Source organism: Aliidiomarina sedimenti (genome assembly GCF_003986955.1).
Taxonomy (GTDB): domain Bacteria; phylum Pseudomonadota; class Gammaproteobacteria; order Enterobacterales; family Alteromonadaceae; genus Aliidiomarina; species Aliidiomarina sedimenti.
In genome coordinates this window covers 84,828-106,033 of the sequence record NZ_PIPN01000001.1, presented here as the reverse complement: position 1 = coordinate 106,033, position 21,206 = coordinate 84,828, and the positions used below count along the sequence as shown (strand labels likewise).

18 protein-coding genes are annotated in these 21,206 nt (G+C 51.8%); 2 read left to right on the top strand and 16 right to left on the bottom strand.

The genetic code is table 11. The annotated features are described in order from the left end of the window. Nucleotides 1–25: 25 nt before the first annotated feature. From katG to CWE12_RS00410, 10 genes are all read right to left on the bottom strand, one after another. Nucleotides 26–2,221, bottom strand: a complete 2,196-nt coding sequence (gene katG, locus CWE12_RS00455; protein WP_126787620.1) for a catalase/peroxidase HPI — start codon at nt 2,219–2,221, stop codon at nt 26–28. A 232-nt stretch (nt 2,222–2,453) separates the two neighbouring features. After that, nucleotides 2,454–4,133 (bottom strand): glutamine--tRNA ligase, encoded by a 1,680-nt coding sequence (gene glnS / locus CWE12_RS00450; RefSeq protein ID WP_126787619.1) that lies wholly within the window; start codon nt 4,131–4,133, stop codon nt 2,454–2,456. A gap of 67 nt (nt 4,134–4,200) precedes the next feature. Beyond that, nucleotides 4,201–5,139: a 5-oxoprolinase subunit C family protein gene (locus CWE12_RS00445; RefSeq protein ID WP_126787618.1), complete on the bottom strand. Its 939-nt coding sequence runs from the start codon at nt 5,137–5,139 to the stop codon at nt 4,201–4,203. Then, a complete protein-coding gene (gene pxpB / locus CWE12_RS00440; protein WP_126787617.1) occupies nt 5,136–5,843 on the bottom strand; it encodes a 5-oxoprolinase subunit PxpB in 708 nt (235 codons plus the stop codon). Before pxpB ends, CWE12_RS00445 begins: the two co-directional genes overlap by 4 nt. A gap of 66 nt (nt 5,844–5,909) precedes the next feature. Next, nucleotides 5,910–6,656: a 5-oxoprolinase subunit PxpA gene (locus CWE12_RS00435; RefSeq protein ID WP_126787616.1), complete on the bottom strand. Its 747-nt coding sequence runs from the start codon at nt 6,654–6,656 to the stop codon at nt 5,910–5,912. Between the two features lie 14 nt (nt 6,657–6,670). Further along, the gene (locus CWE12_RS00430) at nt 6,671–7,099 is read right to left on the bottom strand and encodes a hypothetical protein (protein ID WP_126787615.1); all 429 of its coding nucleotides are present in this window, start codon (nt 7,097–7,099) and stop codon (nt 6,671–6,673) included. Nucleotides 7,100–7,178: 79 nt separating this feature from the next. Then, nucleotides 7,179–7,925: an SDR family oxidoreductase gene (locus CWE12_RS00425; protein ID WP_126787614.1), complete on the bottom strand. Its 747-nt coding sequence runs from the start codon at nt 7,923–7,925 to the stop codon at nt 7,179–7,181. Between the two features lie 47 nt (nt 7,926–7,972). Further along, complete coding sequence (locus CWE12_RS00420; protein ID WP_126787613.1) at nt 7,973–8,674, bottom strand: histidine phosphatase family protein; 702 nt, start codon at nt 8,672–8,674, stop codon at nt 7,973–7,975. Nucleotides 8,675–8,678: 4 nt separating this feature from the next. Further along, on the bottom strand, nt 8,679–9,755 hold the full coding sequence (locus tag CWE12_RS00415; protein WP_126787612.1) for a phosphotransferase family protein: 1,077 nt from the start codon (nt 9,753–9,755) through the stop codon (nt 8,679–8,681). After that, nucleotides 9,752–10,984, bottom strand: coding sequence for an acyl-CoA dehydrogenase family protein (locus CWE12_RS00410; RefSeq protein WP_126787611.1), 1,233 nt, complete (start codon nt 10,982–10,984; stop codon nt 9,752–9,754). The genes CWE12_RS00415 and CWE12_RS00410 overlap by 4 nt, the downstream gene beginning before the upstream one ends. Before the next feature lie 126 nt (nt 10,985–11,110). Between CWE12_RS00410 and CWE12_RS00405 the strand changes: the two genes are divergently transcribed. After that, nucleotides 11,111–12,034: a LysR family transcriptional regulator gene (locus tag CWE12_RS00405; RefSeq protein ID WP_126787610.1), complete on the top strand. Its 924-nt coding sequence runs from the start codon at nt 11,111–11,113 to the stop codon at nt 12,032–12,034. A 36-nt stretch (nt 12,035–12,070) separates the two neighbouring features. Then, the gene (locus CWE12_RS00400; RefSeq protein ID WP_126787609.1) at nt 12,071–13,000 is read left to right on the top strand and encodes a tetratricopeptide repeat protein; all 930 of its coding nucleotides are present in this window, start codon (nt 12,071–12,073) and stop codon (nt 12,998–13,000) included. An 11-nt stretch (nt 13,001–13,011) separates the two neighbouring features. On the opposite strand, the gene CWE12_RS00395 is transcribed toward CWE12_RS00400, so the two are convergent. The 6 genes from CWE12_RS00395 to CWE12_RS00370 form a co-directional block, all read right to left on the bottom strand. Beyond that, entirely contained in the window at nt 13,012–13,743 is a 732-nt protein-coding gene (locus tag CWE12_RS00395; protein ID WP_157981897.1) for a DUF481 domain-containing protein, read from the bottom strand. 111 nt (nt 13,744–13,854) lie between these two features. Continuing rightward, complete coding sequence (gene sucD / locus CWE12_RS00390; protein ID WP_126787607.1) at nt 13,855–14,727, bottom strand: succinate--CoA ligase subunit alpha; 873 nt, start codon at nt 14,725–14,727, stop codon at nt 13,855–13,857. Beyond that, the gene (gene sucC, locus CWE12_RS00385) at nt 14,724–15,893 is read right to left on the bottom strand and encodes an ADP-forming succinate--CoA ligase subunit beta (protein WP_126787606.1); all 1,170 of its coding nucleotides are present in this window, start codon (nt 15,891–15,893) and stop codon (nt 14,724–14,726) included. Before sucC ends, sucD begins: the two co-directional genes overlap by 4 nt. A gap of 130 nt (nt 15,894–16,023) precedes the next feature. After that, a complete protein-coding gene (gene odhB / locus CWE12_RS00380; RefSeq protein ID WP_126787605.1) occupies nt 16,024–17,622 on the bottom strand; it encodes a 2-oxoglutarate dehydrogenase complex dihydrolipoyllysine-residue succinyltransferase in 1,599 nt (532 codons plus the stop codon). Nucleotides 17,623–17,635: 13 nt separating this feature from the next. Further along, nucleotides 17,636–20,440, bottom strand: a complete 2,805-nt coding sequence (locus tag CWE12_RS00375; RefSeq protein WP_126787604.1) for a 2-oxoglutarate dehydrogenase E1 component — start codon at nt 20,438–20,440, stop codon at nt 17,636–17,638. Nucleotides 20,441–20,483: 43 nt separating this feature from the next. Further along, entirely contained in the window at nt 20,484–21,197 is a 714-nt protein-coding gene (locus CWE12_RS00370) for a succinate dehydrogenase iron-sulfur subunit (RefSeq protein ID WP_126787603.1), read from the bottom strand. Nucleotides 21,198–21,206 lie beyond the last annotated feature (9 nt).

Sequence of the window (21,206 nt, the reverse complement as noted above, 5' to 3'; positions counted from 1 at the left end):
TGGCTGGCTGCTGCCATTAAACCATTCAGTTCAGATCGAAACGGTCCGCATTCATCACCTTAGTCCAGGTGGTTACGAAATCCTGCACGAACTTCTCTTTGGCATCGTCCTGCGCATACACTTCTGCATATGAGCGCAAAATTGAATTTGAGCCAAAGACCAGGTCGACCCGTGTTGCTGTCCATTTGACCTCACCGGTCGCGCGGTCACGCAGTTCATACAGGTTCTCATCGACAGGTTTCCAAACCGTACTCATGTCGGTCAGGTTGACGAAGAAGTCATTGCTTAATGCGCCTTCGTTTGCCGTAAAGACACCATGTTTAGTGCCACCGTAGTTCGTGCCGAGAACCCGCATACCACCCAACAAAACCGTCATCTCCGGCGCTGTTAAGCCGAGTAACTGACTACGATCAACCAGCAATTCTTCGGCAGAGACACTGTAGTCATTTTTCAGCCAGTTTCTGAACCCGTCATGAATTGGCTCCAGCGGTTCAAAAGACTCAATATCAGTCATCTCAGCGCTGGCGTCGCCGCGTCCCGGTGCAAACGGCACAGTGATAGTAACCCCTGCTTTCAGGGCTGCCTGCTCCACCGCGGCACTACCTGCGAGGACAATTAAATCAGCCAGGCTGATATTCTTATCCAGTTCGCTTTGCAACTGAGTTAACGCAGCCAGAACGCGCTGTAAACGGTCCGGTTCATTACCCTGCCAGTCTTTCATTGGTGCTAAGCGGATCCGTGCGCCATTGGCTCCTCCGCGATAATCAGAGCCACGGAAGGTGCGTGCACTGTCCCAGGCTGTCGCAATCAGATCTGCCGGGGCAATCCCAGTCTCCAGCGTACGTTTCTTCAACTCTGCAATTTCAGTCTCATCCAGGGTGTAATCAACCTTAGGTACCGGATCCTGCCAAAGCAGCTCCTCAGCCGGCACGTCCGGACCTAAATAGCGGTCTCTGGGGCCAAGGTCGCGGTGCGTCAGTTTGTACCAGGCGCGGGCGAACACAGCAGAGAAATACGCTGGGTCGTTATAAAAGCGCTCAGATATTTTGCGATACTCAGGGTCTTTTATCATCGCCATATCCGCATCGGTCATAATCGGATTATTGCGTTTACCCGGATCATGCGCATCAATTGGCTTGTCTTCTTCTTTAATATCAATCGGTTCCCACTGCCACGCGCCAGCCGGGCTTTTCTTCAGTTCCCAGTCGTAGGTAAACAACAGGTAGAAATAACCATTGTCCCAACGGTCCGGGTTGGTAGTCCAGGCCCCTTCCAGTCCACTGCTCACCGTATCACCGGCGTTGCCTGTACCTTTCGGGTTGTGCCAGCCAAATCCCTGCTCTTCAATACCTGCGGCTTCCGGCTCTTTGCCAAGTGCAGCGGCATCGCCGTTACCATGACATTTACCGACCGTATGACCACCAGCGGTCAGGGCGACGGTTTCCTCGTCATTCATCGCCATCCGTTTAAAGGTTTCACGAACGTCTTTCGCCGTGCGCAACGGATCAGGATTACCGTCCACCCCTTCAGGGTTTACATAGATAAGACCCATTTGCACTGCTGCCAGCGGGTTCTCCAGTGAATCACGCTTGTCGTCGCTGCTGTAGCGATTCTCGGTCGCCGCTAACCACTCGGTTTCAGATCCCCAGTACACGTCTTTCTCCGGATGCCAGATATCCTCACGTCCACCAGCAAAGCCATACACTTCAAGGCCCATTGACTCATAGGCCATAGTCCCGGCCAGGATCATCAAATCAGCCCAGGATAGTTTATTGCCGTATTTCTTTTTGATTGGCCATAACAGGCGACGTGCTTTGTCCAGATTGACGTTATCTGGCCAGCTGTTTAGCGGAGCAAAACGCTGATTGCCGGTGTTGGCGCCACCACGACCATCGGATACCCGATAAGAACCTGCTGCGTGCCAGGCCATGCGGATCATCAACCCACCATAGTGACCCCAGTCGGCTGGCCACCAGTCCTGACTATCAGTCATCAGTGCTTTGACATCATCTTTCACTGCCTGCAGATCGAGGCTATTGAACGCTTTGCTATAGTCGAAGGCATCGCCCAGTGGATTCACCTTGCGATCATGCTGATGTAAAATATCCAGATTCAATGCATTTGGCCACCAGGACATATTGTCTTTGGTACTCGCGGTATTGCCACCGTGCATAATCGGGCACTTACCGCCGCTATTTGTTTTTTTTAACTCGGCCGACATATATTGTCTCCTGTTGGTGACACTGAGCTACGACAAACACCGTTGCCCGGCGTGTTTCAGTATCTAATATCAAGTTTCACTAATTAAACTAACGAAAATAAAGCCCGCTGTACAATGACTTGTTCCGAACAGGCAAATAGGTTTTTTGAATGAGTCGCACAAAATAAAAAACCCCAGTGCCAAAGCACTGGGGTTTGCAACGTCAATAACGGCGGGAAACAAAGGCCGCGGTTCAAGCGTCTCCTGCTTGTTCCATTTTAGCCCAGCTGTCACGCAGGCCTACGGTGCGGTTGAATACCAGCTTACCCTGCGCAGCGAATTCGCTGTCGACACAGAAATAGCCTGTTCGCTCAAACTGAAAGCCAGTTTCAGCTTCGGCCCTGGCAATAGATGGTTCAACTACGCCCTGCACGATTTGCAGCGAATCAGGGTTTAATGCATCAGCAAAAACATCTTCCGCAGCCGGGTTCGCGACCTGGAACAGACGGTCATATAAACGAATTTCGGCAGGCACGCCATGTTCAGCCGAAACCCAGTGAATAACCCCTTTCACTTTACGCCCATCTGCCGGGTCTTTACCCAGGGTATCGGCATCGTAGCTGCAATAGACGGTAGTAACATTGCCGTCGGCATCGGTATCAAAACGTTCCGCTTTGATCACGTATGCATTACGCAAACGTACTTCTTTGCCCAGCACCAAACGCTTAAATTTCTTATTCGCCGATTCACGGAAGTCTTCTCGCTCGATATAGAGCTCACGAGTGAACGGCACCTCACGCGTTCCCATCTCCGGATTATTTGGATGGTTAGGCGCCTGCAGCGTTTCGCTACTGCCCTCTGCAAAGTTCTCAATCACGACTTTTATCGGGTCCAGTACGGCCATGGCCCGTGGCGCATTGTCGTTCAGGTCATCACGAATACAGGCTTCCAGAATGCCCATTTCGACCTGATTATCCATTTTAGTCACGCCAATGCGATGCGCAAACTCACGGATCGAGGTCGGCGTGTAGCCACGACGACGCAATCCGGCAATGGTTGGCATCCTCGGATCGTTCCACCCTTCCACATGCCCTTCGGTCACCAGTTCATTCAGCTTACGCTTACTCATGACCGTGTATTCAAGGTTCAAACGGGAAAACTCGATCTGCTGTGGATGACAATCGATGCTGATATTATCCAGCACCCAGTCATACAGGCGTCGGTTGTCCTGGAACTCAAGGGTACATAATGAATGGGTAATGCCTTCAAGCGCATCCGAAATACAGTGCGTAAAATCGTACATCGGATAGACACACCAGGTATCACCGGTTTGATGGTGATGCACGTGACGTACCCGATAGATAACAGGGTCGCGCATGCACATGAACGGCGACGCCATATCGATTTTGGCCCGCAGGCTACACTCGCCTTCTTTGTATTTACCCGCTGTCATGTCGGAAAAATGCTGCAGGTTTTCTGCTACCGGGGTATCACGATAAGGGCTATTGGTGCCTTTTTCGGTCAGCGTGCCACGCATTGTGCGCATACTGTCCTGATCGGAGAAATCAACGTAGGCCAGGCCTTTTTCAATCAATTCAATGGCAAAGCCGTGCAAGGCTGCAAAATAATCCGACGAAAAGCGCGGCTTACCCTGCCATTCATAGCCGAGCCACTGCACATCGCGCTTAATCGAGTTGATGTACTCAACACTTTCTTTAAGCGGATTGGTGTCATCAAAACGTAAATTGCACTGACCGTCGTAATCTTCAGCGATGCCAAAGTTAAGCACTATCGACTTAGCATGACCGATATGCAGGTAGCCGTTCGGCTCTGGCGGAAAACGGGTATGCACACTTTGGTGCTTACCCGATGCCAGATCCTGATCGATTATTTTACGAATAAAGTTATTTGCACGTGGTGCATCTTCGGCCATGGAAGCTCGTCTCCGACTACAGGTATGTGATTAAAATGAAGCGTATGATCGCAACAAAACGCCGCGCTTACAAGCCGAAAAAGCGCAGATAGCGACGCATTTGTTGCTGTGCTGTCATTAACCCAATCGGCGCGAAGCGGATCCTGGTACCGGGTTGTCGCTGCGCCAGCGCAAAACAATCCAGAGGGAGGATATTACCCAGCTTAGGATAGCCCCCCAGGGTCTGCCGGTCATTCAGCATAATAATAGGCTGGCCATCTGCTGGCACCTGCACTGCGGCGTAACTTAATGGCTCCGAGTACATCCCCAATGTAGGGCTTTGCAGCGGGCTACCAGACAAACGTGCACCCATCCGGTCACTGCGCGTGTCGAGCTCAAACGGCTGCTGCATAAGCTGTTGCCAGGTCGACTTACTAAACGCATGCTGTTGATAGCCGGGAATAATATGCAATGTCAGCGGGCCGCTATAATCCGGCATAAAGCGTTCCGGGATCTGTCTTGCGATGCCCTCTTCCGGCAATATCCCGCTCGCAAGGAAGTCGCCATCCTGCAGCGCCTCACCTCGTCCGCAGACGCCGCCGAGCTTATCGCGTTTAACCGTGGCCATACTGCCCAGTACCTCAGGTACCTGGAATCCGCCCTGCACCCCAAGGTAGGCACGAAAACCCAGACGCGGTGTGCCGAAGCGAAGGCGATCGCCGGTGCTAACCCAGAAACTGCGCCAGGGGGCCTGAGGCTTTCCATTGACAGTCAGGTTCAGATCGCCGCCGGTGACTGCAATCATGGTTTGAGTACGCACTTCCAGTTCCAGTCCACCGGCGGTCACCTCAATCAGACTGGCATCGGCGGAATTATCGAGCAAACGGTTGGCCCAACTGGCTGCCATGGCATCCATCGGTCCCCCGTTGGTCACCCCGAGATGCTCATAACCGAAACGCCCCGCATCCTGCACTAAGCTAAAGAAGCCTTTGCGAATAACCTGAAATCCTGTTGCTGACTGACTCATCGCGCTTGCTCCTTAACCCAGGCGTCTAGCTGCTGCACAGTGACCGCTTTAAAACGGACCCGATCACCCACTTCAACGGGTGTCATCGGCGAGGCCTGTGGGTCAAACCAGGTGATCGGGGTGTAACCGAGAATATGCCAGCCGCCCGGGGATTCGTACGGATACACGGCAGTCTGTTGCTCTGCTATGGCAACACTGCCTGCCGCAACCTTTTGCCGCGGTGTCGACAGCCGCGGCAGGCGTAATTGTTCAGGCAACTCTGCCAGGTATGAAAAACCCGGCGCAAAGCCCTGAGCGTAAACCTGATAGTCCTGACCACTGTGCAGTTCAATCACCGCCTGCTCTGACAACCCACAGGCGTCCGCCACAGCGGTTAAATCAGGCCCGTGTTCACCGCCATACACCACCGGTAACTCAACCAGCTTGCCGCACTGGGCGGTGTTTTCAAAGGCAACCATCTCCAGTTCCCGTTCCAGCAGTAACTGCAGGTCATACATCCGGCACTGGCGGGGATCATACTCAACCAGAATCGTGGTATAGGCCGGTACAACCTGGCTGATAATAGAGGGGTGCCGGGTTAGCAAGTGGTCGCGTAGCGCGCTCAGATAAGCGGGCAGTGCACTGTTGAGCTGGTTACCAAACCGCACCAGTATGGCGTTGACACCAGCCAGTTCGAATGTCGCGTCGGGACGCTTAAAGCTCATCCTGTTATCCTTGATTGCGCAACGCTGCAATTGCACCGCGTTGCATTACGTTAAGTGGATGATGAGTCAGCCTTTTGCCAGTTCAGTTAACATCGAGCGAATGGCTTTAACAGCATGCAGCGCTGCCTGGTTATCGCCATGCACACACAAGGTTTCTGCTGGCATTTTAATCTGATTACCCGAAATGGTACGTACGCTGCCGTGGGTTGCAATTGAGCGTGCCTGCTCAAGCACTTTGGCAAGTTCATGATGTACCGCGTGCGGGTCACCCCGCGCAACCAGTGCACCGCTATCGTCATACGCGCGGTCAGCAAAGGCCTCAAAGCGAAGTGTAATCCGATGCTGGGCAGCCTCATCACGTAATTGCTGATGTGCAGCCGTTGCCAGCATAACCACTGGCAGATCAGAACGATACGCTGCTACAGCGCGCAGGATACCACGCCGGGTTGACTCATCTTGCATCATCGCATGGTACAGTGCCCCATGGGGTTTAACATACCCGACCTCTGCCCCCTGGCTTCGTGCAACGCCATCTAACGCAGCCAACTGATACAGCACCAGCGCATAGACGTCTTCTTCACTCAGCGCCATGGCACGGCGGCCAAACCCTTCTTTGTCGGGATACCCCGGGTGCGCACCGATTTCCACCTGATGCTGAATCGCCAGTTGCACCGTTTTGTACAGGGTCGACGGGTCCGATGCATGAACGCCGCAGGCTATATTCGCCTGATCAATTAACGGCATCACCAGTTCGTCCTGGCCCATCGACCAGGCACCAAAACTTTCACCGAGATCACAATTTAACTTAAGCATAGATAGCCTGTTAACTAGCCCTTGGGCTCTTTTTTGTCGCTCTTCTTGCTACTGGCTTCAGCGGCCTCGTGTTGCTTTTCAGAAAAGCGCAGCTGCGTGCGCATAAAGGCATGCAAAGCGAGCCCGACTGACGCCAGCCAGAAAGTTGGTTGCGCCAAAAACCAATAACCGTGCTCGAATTTAATCGCGATTGAGCTGATGACGCCAAACGTGAATAGCGCCGTGGTCACATAAAGTGCCGGTAGCTGCAACTTCTGCACCTGATCAAAGCGTAACAGACCAGCCAGGCAGCCAAACACAATGCCCAGCGCTATAGGCAGAAATACAGCATGCCAGTTCAGGCCAGTGCTGGTAATGACCTGAAGCAGGTCACTCGGGTCACTAAGCAGGAAAATCAATCCAACAGGGGCTGTGACCAGGGCAATCGCTTTTTGAATATTCATAGTGCCGCTCTTATTACATATAGTGACGCCTATAATGCCAAACTTGGCGCTATTAACAAACCAGACCTTGGTCGCATTGTTAAAAAAGCTTGCGCATCCAGCTCAGTGGAATGCGTTTCATAATAAAACCTAACGGAGCCCAGGGCCACCAGGGTACATATGCCGTAGCGACTTCTTTTTCAATTTGCTTCACCATGGCTTTAACCCCGGGCACGGTATCCACCATAAATGGTGTTTCCTTGACCTTCTCGTTCAGCTCAGAGCGGATATAACCGGGCATAATACAACTCACCTTGATCGGTTTTCGCAGCACGTCGGAGCGGATCCCTTCGGTCAATGACTCCAGTGCCGCCTTACTGGACGCATACGCAGTCATCGCACCCGGCATACCACGAACCGCGCTCATTGAAGAAATGGTGACCAGGTGACCGTCATTCTGTTCACGGAACACTTCCATTGCCGCTTCACACTGCGCCATCGCGGCAATGTAATTGGTCATCGCCGTTTGCTTATTAGCGTCGAAATTGCCTTTACCGATACCAACGCCTTTGCCCATGCCCGCGTTCACAATGAAGCGGTCAATCTTACCAAACTCCTGCTTAAACTCTCTGACCACAGCGAAGACACGGTCATGGTCATTCACATCCAGTGCTTTCACTTCAATGCGAATGGCGGGATTTGCCGCCAGCAGCTCGGCTTTTAACGCCTCTAAACGGTCGGTGCGCCGCGCGCACAGACCAAGGTTGCGTCCCATAGCTGCGAACTGGCGAGCCATCTCTTCGCCAAGGCCTGAACTCGCGCCGGTAATTATAATAGTTTGTCGCATACTGGATTCCTTTTATTACTGCTTGATTGAAGCAGGCTAATTTCATCTTAACGGGCGCTTAATAATGTCCTTTCAGGACCGTTAAAGTGCATATGTTCATTTAGACTAATCAGTTGAGCACCGTGACGATTGGACACAGACACCTTGGTAATGCCGCCGTTAACCAGACGCCAGTTTAGCCGCAACGCCTGCTCAACATTCATTCCCAGCAGTTCACGCACCACCAGCGAAATGGGGCCGCCCGAGGTTACCACCAGCACTCGTTCACCGAGTTTCAGACTGCCAAAGAGCTCTGTACTGGCCTCGGCAATACGCTGTTCAAAGTCAGTAAAGCTTTCGTTGTAATCGCTTGCCTGGGCGCCGCCCACCCAACGTTTCATAGCGGCAACAAAATACTCCTGAAAGTAACGCTCCTGATCAGACTGGCCGGCGATTTGTTCGCGCAACGCCCCGGCCTCACGGCCGTGAACATCAAGCACCTCGTTATGGTTAAATTCATTCCAGGCTGGATTTTCCTGCCATAGCGGTACGTTCTCTACACCTGATTGCTTTATCCCTTGCACGAGCCCCTCAACGGTTTGCCGCTGACGTTGCAAGGTGCCACTTATGATCCGATCCGGCAGCACCTCCTGGCGAGCCAGAAACTCACCGTTAAAACAGGCCTGAGCATAGCCTGTATCGCTCAGTTGATCGTAATTTTCGCTGCCAAAAGACGCCTGCCCATGGCGCATTAGATAGATACTAGCCATGCTATTAACGTCCCTGCTGACGAATGAGTTTGCGGCAGCGCCAATGCAGATAATGGACTAAAAACCAAAAGCGCTTGAACGCTTTATTGCTGGTTTGTTTATGGTAGTAACGATAATAAATTTGCTGCGCAATCGCGGACAACCGAAACAGTCCGTAGACTTCATAAAAAACGAAGTCCTCCGCATCAATGCCCATCTTTTCACAGTAGTAGTCGATGATTTGACGACGGGTAAACATACCCGGTAAATGGGTTGGCTGGCGGCGGGTCGAGCGGGCAATAGCGTCGTCATCGGCTTCAATCCAGTACGCCAGCATATTACCGACATCCATCAAGGGGTCACCAATGGTAGCCAGTTCCCAGTCCAACACCGCCAGGATATCGGTCGGATCTGAAGGGTTCAGGATCAGGTTATCCAGCCGATAGTCATTGTGGGTCATACACAGCCGCTCCTCTTTCGGGAGATTGGCCGCTAACCATTTCATAATTTTGTTGCCAGACGGAACATTCCAGGTTTTCGCCTGGCGGTATCGTTTGCTCCAGCCACTTACCTGACGCTCAGCATAGCCAGCCCCTTTGCCCAGCTCATGCAGCCCGGAGGTTTCAATATCGATGCTATGCAAGGCGACTAATTTATCCAGCATAGTGCGACACAAACTGGACGCCTGTTGCTCACTCAAGGACAGGCCGCGCGGCATGTTTTTGCGCGGAATAATGCCTGCAATGCGACGCATAACATAAAAATCGCTGCCAATCAGCGAGGTATCTGCGCAATAACCAATCATCTCAGGGACCCACGAAAACTCACTCTTTAGCGCGCTTTGTAATTTGTATTCACGCCCCATGTCGTGCGCAGAACGCGCTTTGGTTCCGGCTGGTCCGCGGCGTAAAATAAAGTCATGCTGCTGGCTAAAGAACAACCGATAGGTCCAGTTTGAAGCCCCCCCGGTAAACTGAGTCACCTCAGGCTCGCCAGACAAGCCATCGACCTTGCTCGCCAGCCATTGGCTGACTGCGCTGACGTCGAAGGTCTCTTCGTCGCGCACGCTACTGCCGGTGTCTATCAGTGCCGGATTACTCATGACTTGTCCCCCTGCCGATATTTTTTAAGTTCAGTGCGGGTAACCATAGCTTTATGAACCTCATCCGGACCATCGGCAATACGCAATGCCCTCGCCGTGGTCCACAGCGCTGCTAAGGGCACGTCATTGCTCATTCCTGCACCACCATAAATCTGAATTGCATCGTCGACTACGCGCTGCAATACATTGGGCACCACCACTTTAATCCCCGAGATCTCGCTCATTGCGTGCTTAACACCCAGGCGGTCAATCTTGTCAGCCGCGCTGAGGGTATACAAACGAGCCTGGTCAATCGCCATTCGATGTTCTGCAATTCGTTCTGCATTCCCCCCCAGCTTCAGCAATGGCTGACCAAACGCCTGACGTGACGCGGCCCGTTCAATCAGAAGTTGCAGCGCATGCTCTGCAGCGCCCAGCGCACGCATACAATGGTGAATGCGGCCAGGCCCTAAACGGCCCTGAGCAATGGCGAAACCGGCCCCCAGGTCGCCAATCACGTTGCCACGTGGGACACGCACCTGATTAAAATTTACTTCGCCATGCCCATAAGGTGGATCGAAACTGTTAAAGGCTGGCAACATCCGTTCGATTTCAACCCCTTCAACGTCGAGCGGCACAATCACCATAGAATGACGCTGGTGCTTGTCTGCCTGAGGCCGCGAAACCCCCATTACGATGGCGAATTTAGCATGCGGATGACCTAAACCGGTCGACCACCATTTACGCCCGTTAACCAGCACATGGTCGCCGTCTTCTTCGATAGTGGCAGCCATATTGGTCGCATCAGACGAGGCGACATCGGGTTCTGTCATACAGAACACAGAACGGATATCACCAGCCAGCAGGGGCGCTAACCAGCGCTGCTTCTGCTGGTCACTGCCAAAGTGATACAAGACTTCCATATTGCCGGTGTCCGGCGCATTGCAGTTAAATATCTCGGGGGCAATCAGACTACGCCCCATACGCTCGGCAAGTGGCGCATACTGCAGGGTGGTCAGGCCCTGACCCAGTTCGGCATCAGGCAAAAACAGATTCCACAAACCTGCATCACGGGCCTGCTGTTGCAACGCTGTAATTTGCGGCAATTGCTGCCAGCGTTTGAAATCCGCATGGTCCTGCTCTGCCAGCGCCTGCATGCACTCAGCCTCGACGGGCTGGACATGGCTGATCATAAAATCGTTTAAACGGGCAAGGTAACTTTTACTGCTCGCGTCATGTTCAAAATGCATGGTCAGACCTCAAAAATTGTTTCGCTCATCCTAACCGTCAGAATAAAATGAATGAAGTGAATTTTATTAAGACATTAAAATGAATTACATTCATCTTATATCTAATCATACGAGAGCTAAGCCGCAATGGATTTTAATCAACAGCGTTTCAATCATCTGGACCTCAACCTGTTACGGGTCCTGCGCGAAATCTACCTGCAACGTCAGCTCAATCTTGCAGCCGACCAACTGGCATTGTCGCCATCTGCCCTTAGCCATGCCCTGCGCAGACTGCGTGACCACTTTCAGGACCCGCTGTTTGAACGGCACGGACGGCAGCTGGTACCCACGCCCTACTGCGAGCATCTGGCACCCGTTGTGATTCAACACTTACTGGCGCTGCAGCAACTAATAGCCACCCCGCAATTATTCGACCCACAAACGGCGCAGCTGACCTTTACCATAGGCATGCCTGAAGCGATGGAAAGCAGTCTGCTGCCGCGTCTGCATCACCTTGTCCAGCAACTGGCGCCACACTGTCGTTTACGCAGTGTGCCCTATATGCGCGACCACTTAACTGATAGCCTGACCAGACGCACGCTGGATTTGATTGTAGACGTTGAGATGGCAATTCCACGGCCGGTTTGTCATGCGCCTTTTATGCAGGACCATTTTGTCGTCTTAAGCCGCAAACCAGTGCAGCTCGAAACCATGCAGCAGTACCTTAGTCACCCCCATATCGCTGTATCCGGGCGACCTCAGGGCATTGTGCTTGAGGATATGCCACTGCTTAAAGCCGGCTTTGAACGAACCATTGAGCTTCGTTGCCAGAGTTACCAGAGCGCTGCTCAAATTGCCGCCGGCAGTGAGCTGTTACTAACGGTGCCCGATTTAATTGGCGCGCCACTGGCTCAGCAGTATCCACTGCACCAGGCCCCCCTGCCCCTTACCAGCACCGAGATTCAATTGCGTGTTTACTGGCACCAGCAGGACAATGATGATCAGGCCAACCGTTGGCTTCGACACAATTTGATACAACTGGGAGATGCCGGCAAGCGTATTTGTGCGTAAACTAACAAAAAACTCACAACTGGCGAGCTGATTACCATGCTGCGACTACTCACTATTGTTTTGTTTACCGGACTGGCCGCCGCACCTGCGCAGGCGCAAAGCTTCATTGTCGATACTGCCGAACCTTATGAGGAGGTGGTCGAGCAGCTTCGCGCGCAGGATCTTGATGCCGCGAAAGACACGCTTGACGCATTGTCGGACGAGCACGGCAACACAGGCGATTACCATTATTTACAGGGGTTGATTAAAATGACCCAGTTGCAAGATGCGGGAGCACTGCGTTCTGCCATGCTCGCACGTGGCCTGCGGCGTGACCTTGAAAATGCACTGGAAACAGACCCCGATCATGCCCTTGCTCACTTTGGTTTGGTTCAGTTTCATCGGTTTGCGCCAGGTTTACTTGGCGGTAGTGCTGAAAAACTTAGTTTTCATAAGCAACGACTGGTTGAGCTGGATAGCCCTTTGCAGTTTCCGGCTGAGATACCGCGCGCTCAAATGGAAGATAATGAGCAGGACGAAATCGCGCTTTACCAGGCCTGGCTTGAGCATACACCGGATAGCTTTGATGCCCACTTCGAGTTTAGCCTCCGTCTTATCGCTCTGCAACGATACCAGGCAGCACAGCAACAGTTGCAGCGAAGCCTGGAACTCGCTGCTGACTCAGTTCGCTCTGACGTACTCTACCAACAGGTTCGCTTAGCGGCCGTTGCGGATAGCGACGTGACCCCGGCGTTCCGCCAACAGGCATATCAACAGGGTATCGAAATGCTCGAAAACGCTCCGCAATCACTTAGCCACGACCCGGCCTGGTTGCAATTACGCCTGGCACAGGTCGAAACAAAGCTAACCTTGCATGAGCAAGCCCACACGCGGCTGCAGCAGGTTATCGAGCTGGCTGACCGCAGCGACGAGCGTCTGCAGTCTGAAATTGAACAACTGCGACAAGCGCTGGATGCGAAGAGTTAAATCAGGCGAGATCAAAAACGAAAGTTGAGCCCCATGGCATAGGTCCACTCATCATGTGCCTGGCCGACCAAAGGCTCGCTTTCATTGCTGTAACTTACATCCAGAGTCAGTGAAAAGACTCGGTTCAGTCGACTGGTGATACCGGCATTGACCACACTGCGTACGTCAGAGAAGTCCTCAATGGCTGGTTGAACGTAAAAATTCACCGCCAGCTCAGCATTGTCGCTCAAGGGATAGCTTGAATTAAGATAAAAATTCAGTCGCCAGTCGTTGCGCTCAATCTGCTCCGCTAAAGGTGGCTCAACCGAGCGTTCCTCATACATCAGTCCAGCGCCGCCATAGCCGTCCACCAGCGCGGTTTCAATACGAAAACGGGCATTGCTGCCGATCAACTGCCGTTTGTAATCCTGGTTCAGCGGCTCACTTTGATGCTGGCCGAACAGTTCCCAGGCAATGCCATTGACCACCTGACGGGTGTGGCGTAAATGGGCAAAGTACTCTTCCGAGTAGGTCTCACCCTCAGCCCTGTCATTCGCCACCGTGAACAGCAGCAGATTGCGCACCTTGAGATCATCGCTTATCCACTGGGTACCACCGTTGAGCGATAATTTATCCTCTTCAAGGTTTCCCCGTTTACCACTTAAACTTAATGTACTACTCAACATCCAGCCGGGTTTTGACTCATCCATACGCATATCTTCGATATTAACGATAGACAGCGCCGGGGCTGAAAACAGCGCCACGGCTATGAGCAAACACCTTAACCACAAAGAGCGCATACGACCTCTCTATTTAATTAATTACACAGACAAAAAAGGCGCCCTAAGGCGCCTTTTCAGCAATCAAACCAAAACTTACCAGCCAGTTTTCTCGCGTAGTGCTTTACCGATTTCAGCCAGGCTGCGAACGGTCTTAACACCTGCTGCTTCAAGCGCAGCAAATTTCTCATCTGCAGTACCTTTACCACCAGCGATAATGGCACCAGCATGGCCCATACGCTTACCTGGAGGCGCAGTAACACCAGCGATGTAAGAAACCACAGGCTTAGTTACATTCTCTTTGATGTACTCAGCGGCTTCTTCTTCTGCAGTACCACCGATTTCGCCGATCATTACGATCGCTTCAGTCTGTGGATCCTTCTCGAACATCTCAAGGATGTCGATGAAGTTTGAACCAGGAATTGGGTCACCACCAATACCAACACAGGTAGACTGGCCGAAACCTTCGTCAGTCGTCTGCTTAACGGCTTCGTAAGTCAAGGTACCTGAACGCGATACGATGCCTACTTTACCTGGCTTGTGGATGTGACCTGGCATGATCCCGATCTTACACTCACCGGGGGTGATAACACCTGGGCAGTTAGGACCAATCATACGCACGCCTTTAATATCCAGGTACTCTTTCACGTACAGCATATCGATGGTTGGAATACCTTCGGTAATACAAACGATCAGCTCGATGCCAGCGTCTGCTGCTTCAATGATAGAGTCCTTACAGAAAGGTGCTGGTACGTAGATAACAGACGCCGTAGCACCGGTTTGTTCAACCGCTTCACGCACTGTGTTAAATACAGGCAGACCCAAATGCGTCTGGCCGCCTTTACCTGGCGTTACACCGCCAACCATCTGTGTACCATAAGCAATCGCTTGCTCAGAGTGGAAAGTACCCTGGCCGCCAGTGAAACCCTGACAGATTACTTTGGTGTCTTTATTAATTAATACGCTCATGCCTGGCCTCCTGCAGCTTCAACCACTTTCTGTGCTGCGTCAGTCAGACTGGTAGCAGCGATAATGTTCAGGCCGCTTTCTTTCAGCTTCTCAGTACCCAGCTCAGCGTTGTTACCTTCAAGGCGAACAACTACTGGTACTTTAACGCCTACTTCTTCAACTGCGCCAATGATACCTTCTGCGATCATGTCGCAACGTACGATACCACCGAAGATGTTGACCAGAACGGCTTTAACACTGTCGTCAGACAGGATGATTTTGAACGCTTCAGAAACACGCTCTTTGGTCGCGCCGCCACCAACGTCAAGGAAGTTAGCCGGCTCGCCGCCGCTTAACTTAACGATGTCCATGGTACCCATCGCCAGGCCAGCGCCGTTAACCATGCAACCGATGTTGCCATCAAGTGCTACATAGTTCAGTTCAAAGCTAGCCGCGTGCGCTTCGCGCGCATCTTCCTGTGAAGGATCGTGGAATTCTTTGATTTTTGGCTGACGGTACATCGCATTGCTGTCGATGTTGATTTTACCGTCAAGGCAGTGCAAATCACCTTTGTCAGTGATAACCAGCGGGTTGATTTCAAGCAGCGCGAAATCGTACTGTTCGAACATCTTCGCCAGGCCTAAGAAAATCTTAGTGAACTGCTTAACCTGCTCCGGGTTCAGACCCAGTTTAAAGCCAAGTTCACGGCCCTGGTATGGCAGTGCGCCAACCGTCGGGTCGATGGTTGCTTTAAGAATTTTCTCTGGAGTTTCTTCTGCAACGGTTTCGATGTCCACGCCACCTTCAGTCGAGGCCATGAATACGATTTTACGCGTTGAGCGATCGATAACGGCGCCCAGGTAAAGCTCCTGTTCGATCTCAGTCAGATCTTCAACAGAAATTTTGTTTACCGGCTGGCCATTTTCGTCTGTTTGATAAGTTACCAGGTTTTGACCCAGCCACTTGTCTGCAAAGCCACGAACTTCGTCCAAGCTTGATACCAGTTTCACACCGCCCGCTTTACCGCGGCCACCAGCGTGAACCTGACACTTAACTACCCATTTGTCGCCGCCAATTCGTTTGGCCGCTTCAACAGCTGCATCCGCCGAGTCTGCCGCTTCACCGTTTGATACTGGTAAACCGAACTCACGGAACAACTGCTTTGCTTGATACTCATGCAAATTCATGATGCTTTTTCCATCTGTTCATTCAAAATGAAAGCAGCCTTAGCTGCTTACCCGAATTTCGCGTCGGATTATAAGCTTTTAGACGCAAAAATGACAGCCGCAGTTTACACTGCGGCTGCGGTATTCCCCTTTACACGTCCAGAAGCAGACGCTGCGGGTCTTCTAGCAAGTTCTTCACGGTAACCAGGAAGCCTACCGATTCTTTCCCGTCAACAATGCGGTGGTCGTAAGATAACGCCAGGTACATCATTGGCAGGATTTCGACCTTGCCATCTACCGCCATTGGACGATCCTGGATTTTGTGCATGCCCAGGATGGCACTTTGCGGTGGATTCAGAATTGGAGTTGATAACAGCGAACCAAATACACCACCGTTGGTGATGGTAAAGTTACCGCCCTGCATCTCGTCCAGAGTTAGTTTGCCGTCACGACCTTTGATTGCCAGGTCTTTGATATTCTTTTCAATATCAGCCAGCCCCATCTTATCGCAATCACGCAGTACCGGTGTTACGAGGCCACGTGGCGTCGACACGGCAATGCTAACGTCGAAGTAGTTGTGATAAACAATCTCATCACCGTCAATCGACGCATTCACTTCAGGGAAACGCTTGAGCGCTTCAACCACAGCTTTCACGTAGAAAGACATGAAGCCTAAACGGGTGTCGTGACGCTCTTCAAATTCTTTCTGGTACTTTTTGCGCAGGTCCATGATTGGCTTCATGTTGATCTCGTTAAACGTGGTCAACATTGCGGTATCATTCTTCGCACCTAACAGACGCTCAGCAATACGCTTGCGTAAACGGGTCATAGGTACACGTTTTTGCGTACGATCGCCCGCGCCTGCTGCTGGTGCAGATTCCTGCTTAGTTTCTTTCTTCGCCGAGCCAGACTCTTTGGCGTTCTTGACGTGCTTCTCAACATCTTCTTTAGTCAGGCGGCCATTCTTGCCACTGCCTTTCACATCTGAAGCGTCCAGGTCATGTTCTTTCAGCAGACGGCGTACCGACGGGCTGACTGCATCTGAGCTGTCTTTGTCGCTATCTGAGGCGCTTGAGGTTTCTGCCTTATCAGACGATTTCGCAGCTTTCTTAGCGGACCCTTTCTTGGCTGAACCACCGGCAACAATTTTACCAATGACGTCTTTCGCGCCAACGGTTGCGCCTTCGTCGTGGATAATTTCTTCCAGCACACCATCGGCTTCGGCAACCACTTCAAGAACCACTTTATCGGTTTCGATATCAACCAGGTTCTGGTCACGGCTAACGCTTTCGCCTGCTTTCACATGCCAGGTAGCAATCGTTGCGTCGGTGACAGACTCAGGCAATTCAGGCACTTTAACGTCGATGCTCTCGCCGCTGCCCTGCTCTTCGTTGTCGCCGTCATCAGCGTCATCTGAGCTGTCGTCAGTATCGCTATCGTTGTCATCATCGCTGTCGTCGCTTTCAGCATCAGCGTCGCTATCAGCATCGCCTGAGCCTTCGCCTGAGCCTTCGCCTTCTTCGATTTTGCCAATCACAGCTTTGCTTTCCACGGTATCGCCTTCTTCGGCGGTAATTTCAGCAATCACGCCATCAGCTTCAGCAACCACTTCCAGAACGACTTTATCAGTCTCGATGTCTACCAGGTTCTGGTCACGGCTTACTTTGTCGCCTTTCTTAACGTGCCATGTTGCAATAGTTCCGTCAGCAACGGATTCAGGTAATTCAGGTACTTTTATTTCAATCGCCATCGTTAAATTTCACCTATTTAATGGTTAGCGCATCGTTGACTAATTTATCTTGCTGTTCTTTATGCACTGAGGCGTAGCCTACAGCCGGAGACGCCGACGCGGCGCGCCCTGCATACGTCAGCTTAGCTCCCTCAGGAATCGCTTCACGGAAGTGGTGCTGCGAACAGTACCAGGCTCCCTGGTTTTGCGGTTCTTCCTGACACCAGACAAAATCTTTCACGTGCTGATAGTCTTTCAGAGTTTCGGCCATTTCCTGATGCGGGAATGGGTATAGCTGCTCGATACGAACAATTGCAACGTCATCGATTTCTCGTTCACGGCGTTGTTTTAACAGTTCGTAATACACTTTACCGCCACAGAAAACAACACGTTTCACTTTCTTCGCTTGTTGCTGATCAATTTCACCAATCACGTTCTGGAACACGCCATCGGTCAGTTCTTCCAGGTCCGACACAGCATCCGGGTGACGTAACAGCGATTTTGGTGTCATCACAATCAATGGACGACGTACCGGACGAATTTGCTGACGACGCAGCATATTGTAAACCTGTGCTGGGGTTGTCGGCGTACAGACTGACCAGTTATGGTCCGCTGACAGCTGCAGGAACCGCTCTAAGCGCGCTGAGCTATGTTCCGGACCCTGCCCCTCGTAGCCATGAGGTAACAGCAGGGTTAAGCCACACAGGCGTCCCCATTTTTGCTCACCCGAACTGAGGAACTGGTCAATGACTACCTGAGCGCCATTCGCAAAGTCACCAAACTGCGCTTCCCAAATGGTCAGCGTATTGGGCTCAGCTGTGGCGAAGCCGTATTCAAAGGCCATCACCGCTTCTTCAGACAGCACCGAGTCGTAAATCTCAATTTTCGCCTGGTTCTCAGCAATGTGCTGCAATGGCATATGAGTTTTAGCGTCTTTCTGATTGTGCAGCACCGCATGGCGATGGAAGAAGGTTCCGCGCCCGCTGTCCTGACCTACCATACGGATCGCATGACCGTGTTTGACTAAACTTGCATAGGCCAGCGTTTCCGCCATACCCCAGTCAAGCTTACGCTCACCCTTGGCCATTTTGCGACGTTCTTCATACACTTTAGCAACCCGCGAGTTGAGCTTAAAGTCTTCCGGAACATCACTTACTTTGTTGGCTAAATCGGTCAGTTCTTCGAGGCTCAAACGTGAGTCGTATTCAACGTCCCAGTCGTTATCAATAAACGGTGACCAGTCCACAGAATGCGCTTTCATCGGCTGCCATTCTTCCACTACGCAATCGCCTTTATCTAAAGCGTCGCGATAGTCAGCAACCAGTTTCTTGACCTCTTTTTCGCTCACTAATTTGTCATCGAGCAAGCGTTTTGCATACAGTTCACGAGTCACTGGATGCTTTTTAATTTTCTGGTACATCAGCGGCTGAGTTGCGTTTGGCTCATCTGCTTCGTTATGCCCATGACGACGGTAACAAACCAGATCGATAACCACATCACGCTTAAACGCATTGCGATAATCAACCGCCATCTGCGCCACAAACAGCACCGCTTCAGGGTCGTCGGCGTTGACATGGAAAATTGGTGCCTGGACCATTTTCGCAATATCAGTGCAGTACTGCGTAGACCGCGCATCTTCCTGTTTCGAGGTGGTAAAGCCAACCTGGTTGTTGACCACGATACGGATGCTGCCACCAACCCCGAACGCACGCGTACGAGACAGGTTGAAGGTTTCCTGAACCACGCCCTGACCCGCGATTGCCGCATCACCATGAATGGTAATTGGCAAAGCCTTGCTGCCATCAGCACAGCCCCGACGCTCCATACGAGCACGGACTGAGCCCATCACAACCGGGTTCACAATTTCCAGGTGCGACGGGTTAAAAGCCAATGCCAAATGGACGTTACCGCCTTCAGTCTTAAAGTCTGACGAGAAGCCCATATGGTATTTTACGTCACCTGAGCGGTCATACTGAACGCCTTTACCGGCAAATTCGTTGAATAGTTCCTGCGGGTGCTTGCCAAGCACGTTGATCAGCACATTCAGACGGCCACGGTGGGCCATGCCGACAACGACTTCTTTCGCGCCGCTTTCACCACCACGATGGATCAAGGCCTTGAGCAACGGAACCAGGCTGTCACCACCTTCCAGTGAGAAACGTTTTGCGCCCGGGAATTTTGAGCCCAGGTATTTTTCCAGGCCGTCGGCCGCGGTCAGTTCCTGCAACAGACGCTTACGTTGCTGCTCAGAAAACTTCGGCTGACCTAATTCAGATTCGAACCGTTGCTGGATCCAGCGTTTCTCTTCGGTCGAGACAATGTGCATGTACTCTGCACCGATCGGACCGCAGTAGATTTTTTCCAGCGCAGAATGAATTTCACCGAGTGTTGCAGTGTCCTTGCCAATCGCAAGAGACCCTACATTAAACTCGGTGTCATAATCATCTTTGCTTAGTGAGTGGTGCTCAAGCCGCAGATCAGGAACCTGTTCCTGTTTCCATAACTCGAGCGGATCCAGATTAGCATGCTGGTGACCACGGAAGCGAAAGGCGTTGATCAACTGCAATACCTTGACCTGCTTTTCCGACATTTCAGAGTTACCACCCTGAGTCCCGGCAAGTTTCAGCTTGTTTTTCGCCATTTCACGAAACTGATCACGCACTTCACTGTGCTTAATATCAACACTGCCAGTTGGCATGCTATCGAAAAAATCGCGCCATTCATCCCCGACAGCGCTCGGGTCATCCAAATACAGCTCGAAAAGTTCTTCGATATAGCCGATGTTGCCACCGGCTAAGTGTGAAGACTCTATCCAGGCTTGCATTGCACCATTTTGCATTGCTTTTCCTTTCAATCTGTTACCACTAAAAAGCGGCGGTGAGTTAGACCGCGCGGCTCAACAGCATCGATTTAATGTGACCAATTGCTTTGGTCGGGTTCAGACCCTTAGGACATACGCTGACACAGTTCATGATACCGTGACAACGGAAGACACTGAAGGCATCGTCCAGCTCGTCCAGACGTTGTTCCGTCGCGGTATCCCGGCTGTCTGCCAGGAAACGGTACGCGTGCAACAAACCAGCTGGGCCAACGAACTTATCTGGATTCCACCAGAACGAAGGGCACGACGTTGAACAGCATGCGCACAAAATACACTCGTACAGACCATCCAGCTTAGCACGCTCTTCTGGTGACTGCAGGCGTTCACGCGCAGGTGGTGTTTTATCTTCATTGATCAGATAAGGCTTCACCCGCTCGTACTGCGTATAGAACTGTTCCATGTCGACAATCAGGTCACGAATGACAGGCAAACCAGGCAGCGGACGAACCACGACTTTCTTGCCTTTCAGCGATGACACCGGCGTAATACAGGCCAGGCCATTCTTACCATTCATATTCAGGCCGTCTGAGCCACAGACACCTTCACGGCAAGAGCGACGAAATGCCAGACTTGGATCCTGCTCTTTGAGCATAATCAACGCGTCCAACACCATCATGTCCTGCTTTTCGTCTACTTCTAAGGTGTATTCCTGCATGCGAGGCTTAGCATCGACATCCGGGTTATAACGATAGATTGAAAACTGCAATTTTTTCATCGTCTTCAG

Excerpts from the sequence above, each read along its gene's own strand:
- katG (WP_126787620.1), bottom strand. The coding sequence starts at position 2,221 with ATGTCGGCCGAGTTAAAAAAAACAAATAGCGGCGGTAAGTGCCCGATT.
- CWE12_RS00425 (WP_126787614.1), bottom strand. The coding sequence starts at position 7,925 with ATGCGACAAACTATTATAATTACCGGCGCGAGTTCAGGCCTTGGCGAA.
- CWE12_RS00400 (WP_126787609.1), top strand. The coding sequence starts at position 12,071 with ATGCTGCGACTACTCACTATTGTTTTGTTTACCGGACTGGCCGCCGCA.
- CWE12_RS00420 (WP_126787613.1), bottom strand. The coding sequence starts at position 8,674 with ATGGCTAGTATCTATCTAATGCGCCATGGGCAGGCGTCTTTTGGCAGC.
- odhB (WP_126787605.1), bottom strand. The coding sequence starts at position 17,622 with ATGGCGATTGAAATAAAAGTACCTGAATTACCTGAATCCGTTGCTGAC.
- CWE12_RS00410 (WP_126787611.1), bottom strand. The coding sequence starts at position 10,984 with ATGCATTTTGAACATGACGCGAGCAGTAAAAGTTACCTTGCCCGTTTA.
- sucC (WP_126787606.1), bottom strand. The coding sequence starts at position 15,893 with ATGAATTTGCATGAGTATCAAGCAAAGCAGTTGTTCCGTGAGTTCGGT.
- CWE12_RS00405 (WP_126787610.1), top strand. The coding sequence starts at position 11,111 with ATGGATTTTAATCAACAGCGTTTCAATCATCTGGACCTCAACCTGTTA.
- CWE12_RS00415 (WP_126787612.1), bottom strand. The coding sequence starts at position 9,755 with ATGAGTAATCCGGCACTGATAGACACCGGCAGTAGCGTGCGCGACGAA.
- glnS (WP_126787619.1), bottom strand. The coding sequence starts at position 4,133 with ATGGCCGAAGATGCACCACGTGCAAATAACTTTATTCGTAAAATAATC.
- CWE12_RS00370 (WP_126787603.1), bottom strand. The coding sequence starts at position 21,197 with ATGAAAAAATTGCAGTTTTCAATCTATCGTTATAACCCGGATGTCGAT.
- pxpB (WP_126787617.1), bottom strand. The coding sequence starts at position 5,843 with ATGAGCTTTAAGCGTCCCGACGCGACATTCGAACTGGCTGGTGTCAAC.
- sucD (WP_126787607.1), bottom strand. The coding sequence starts at position 14,727 with ATGAGCGTATTAATTAATAAAGACACCAAAGTAATCTGTCAGGGTTTC.
- CWE12_RS00375 (WP_126787604.1), bottom strand. The coding sequence starts at position 20,440 with ATGCAAAATGGTGCAATGCAAGCCTGGATAGAGTCTTCACACTTAGCC.
- CWE12_RS00445 (WP_126787618.1), bottom strand. The coding sequence starts at position 5,139 with ATGAGTCAGTCAGCAACAGGATTTCAGGTTATTCGCAAAGGCTTCTTT.
- CWE12_RS00430 (WP_126787615.1), bottom strand. The coding sequence starts at position 7,099 with ATGAATATTCAAAAAGCGATTGCCCTGGTCACAGCCCCTGTTGGATTG.
- CWE12_RS00435 (WP_126787616.1), bottom strand. The coding sequence starts at position 6,656 with ATGCTTAAGTTAAATTGTGATCTCGGTGAAAGTTTTGGTGCCTGGTCG.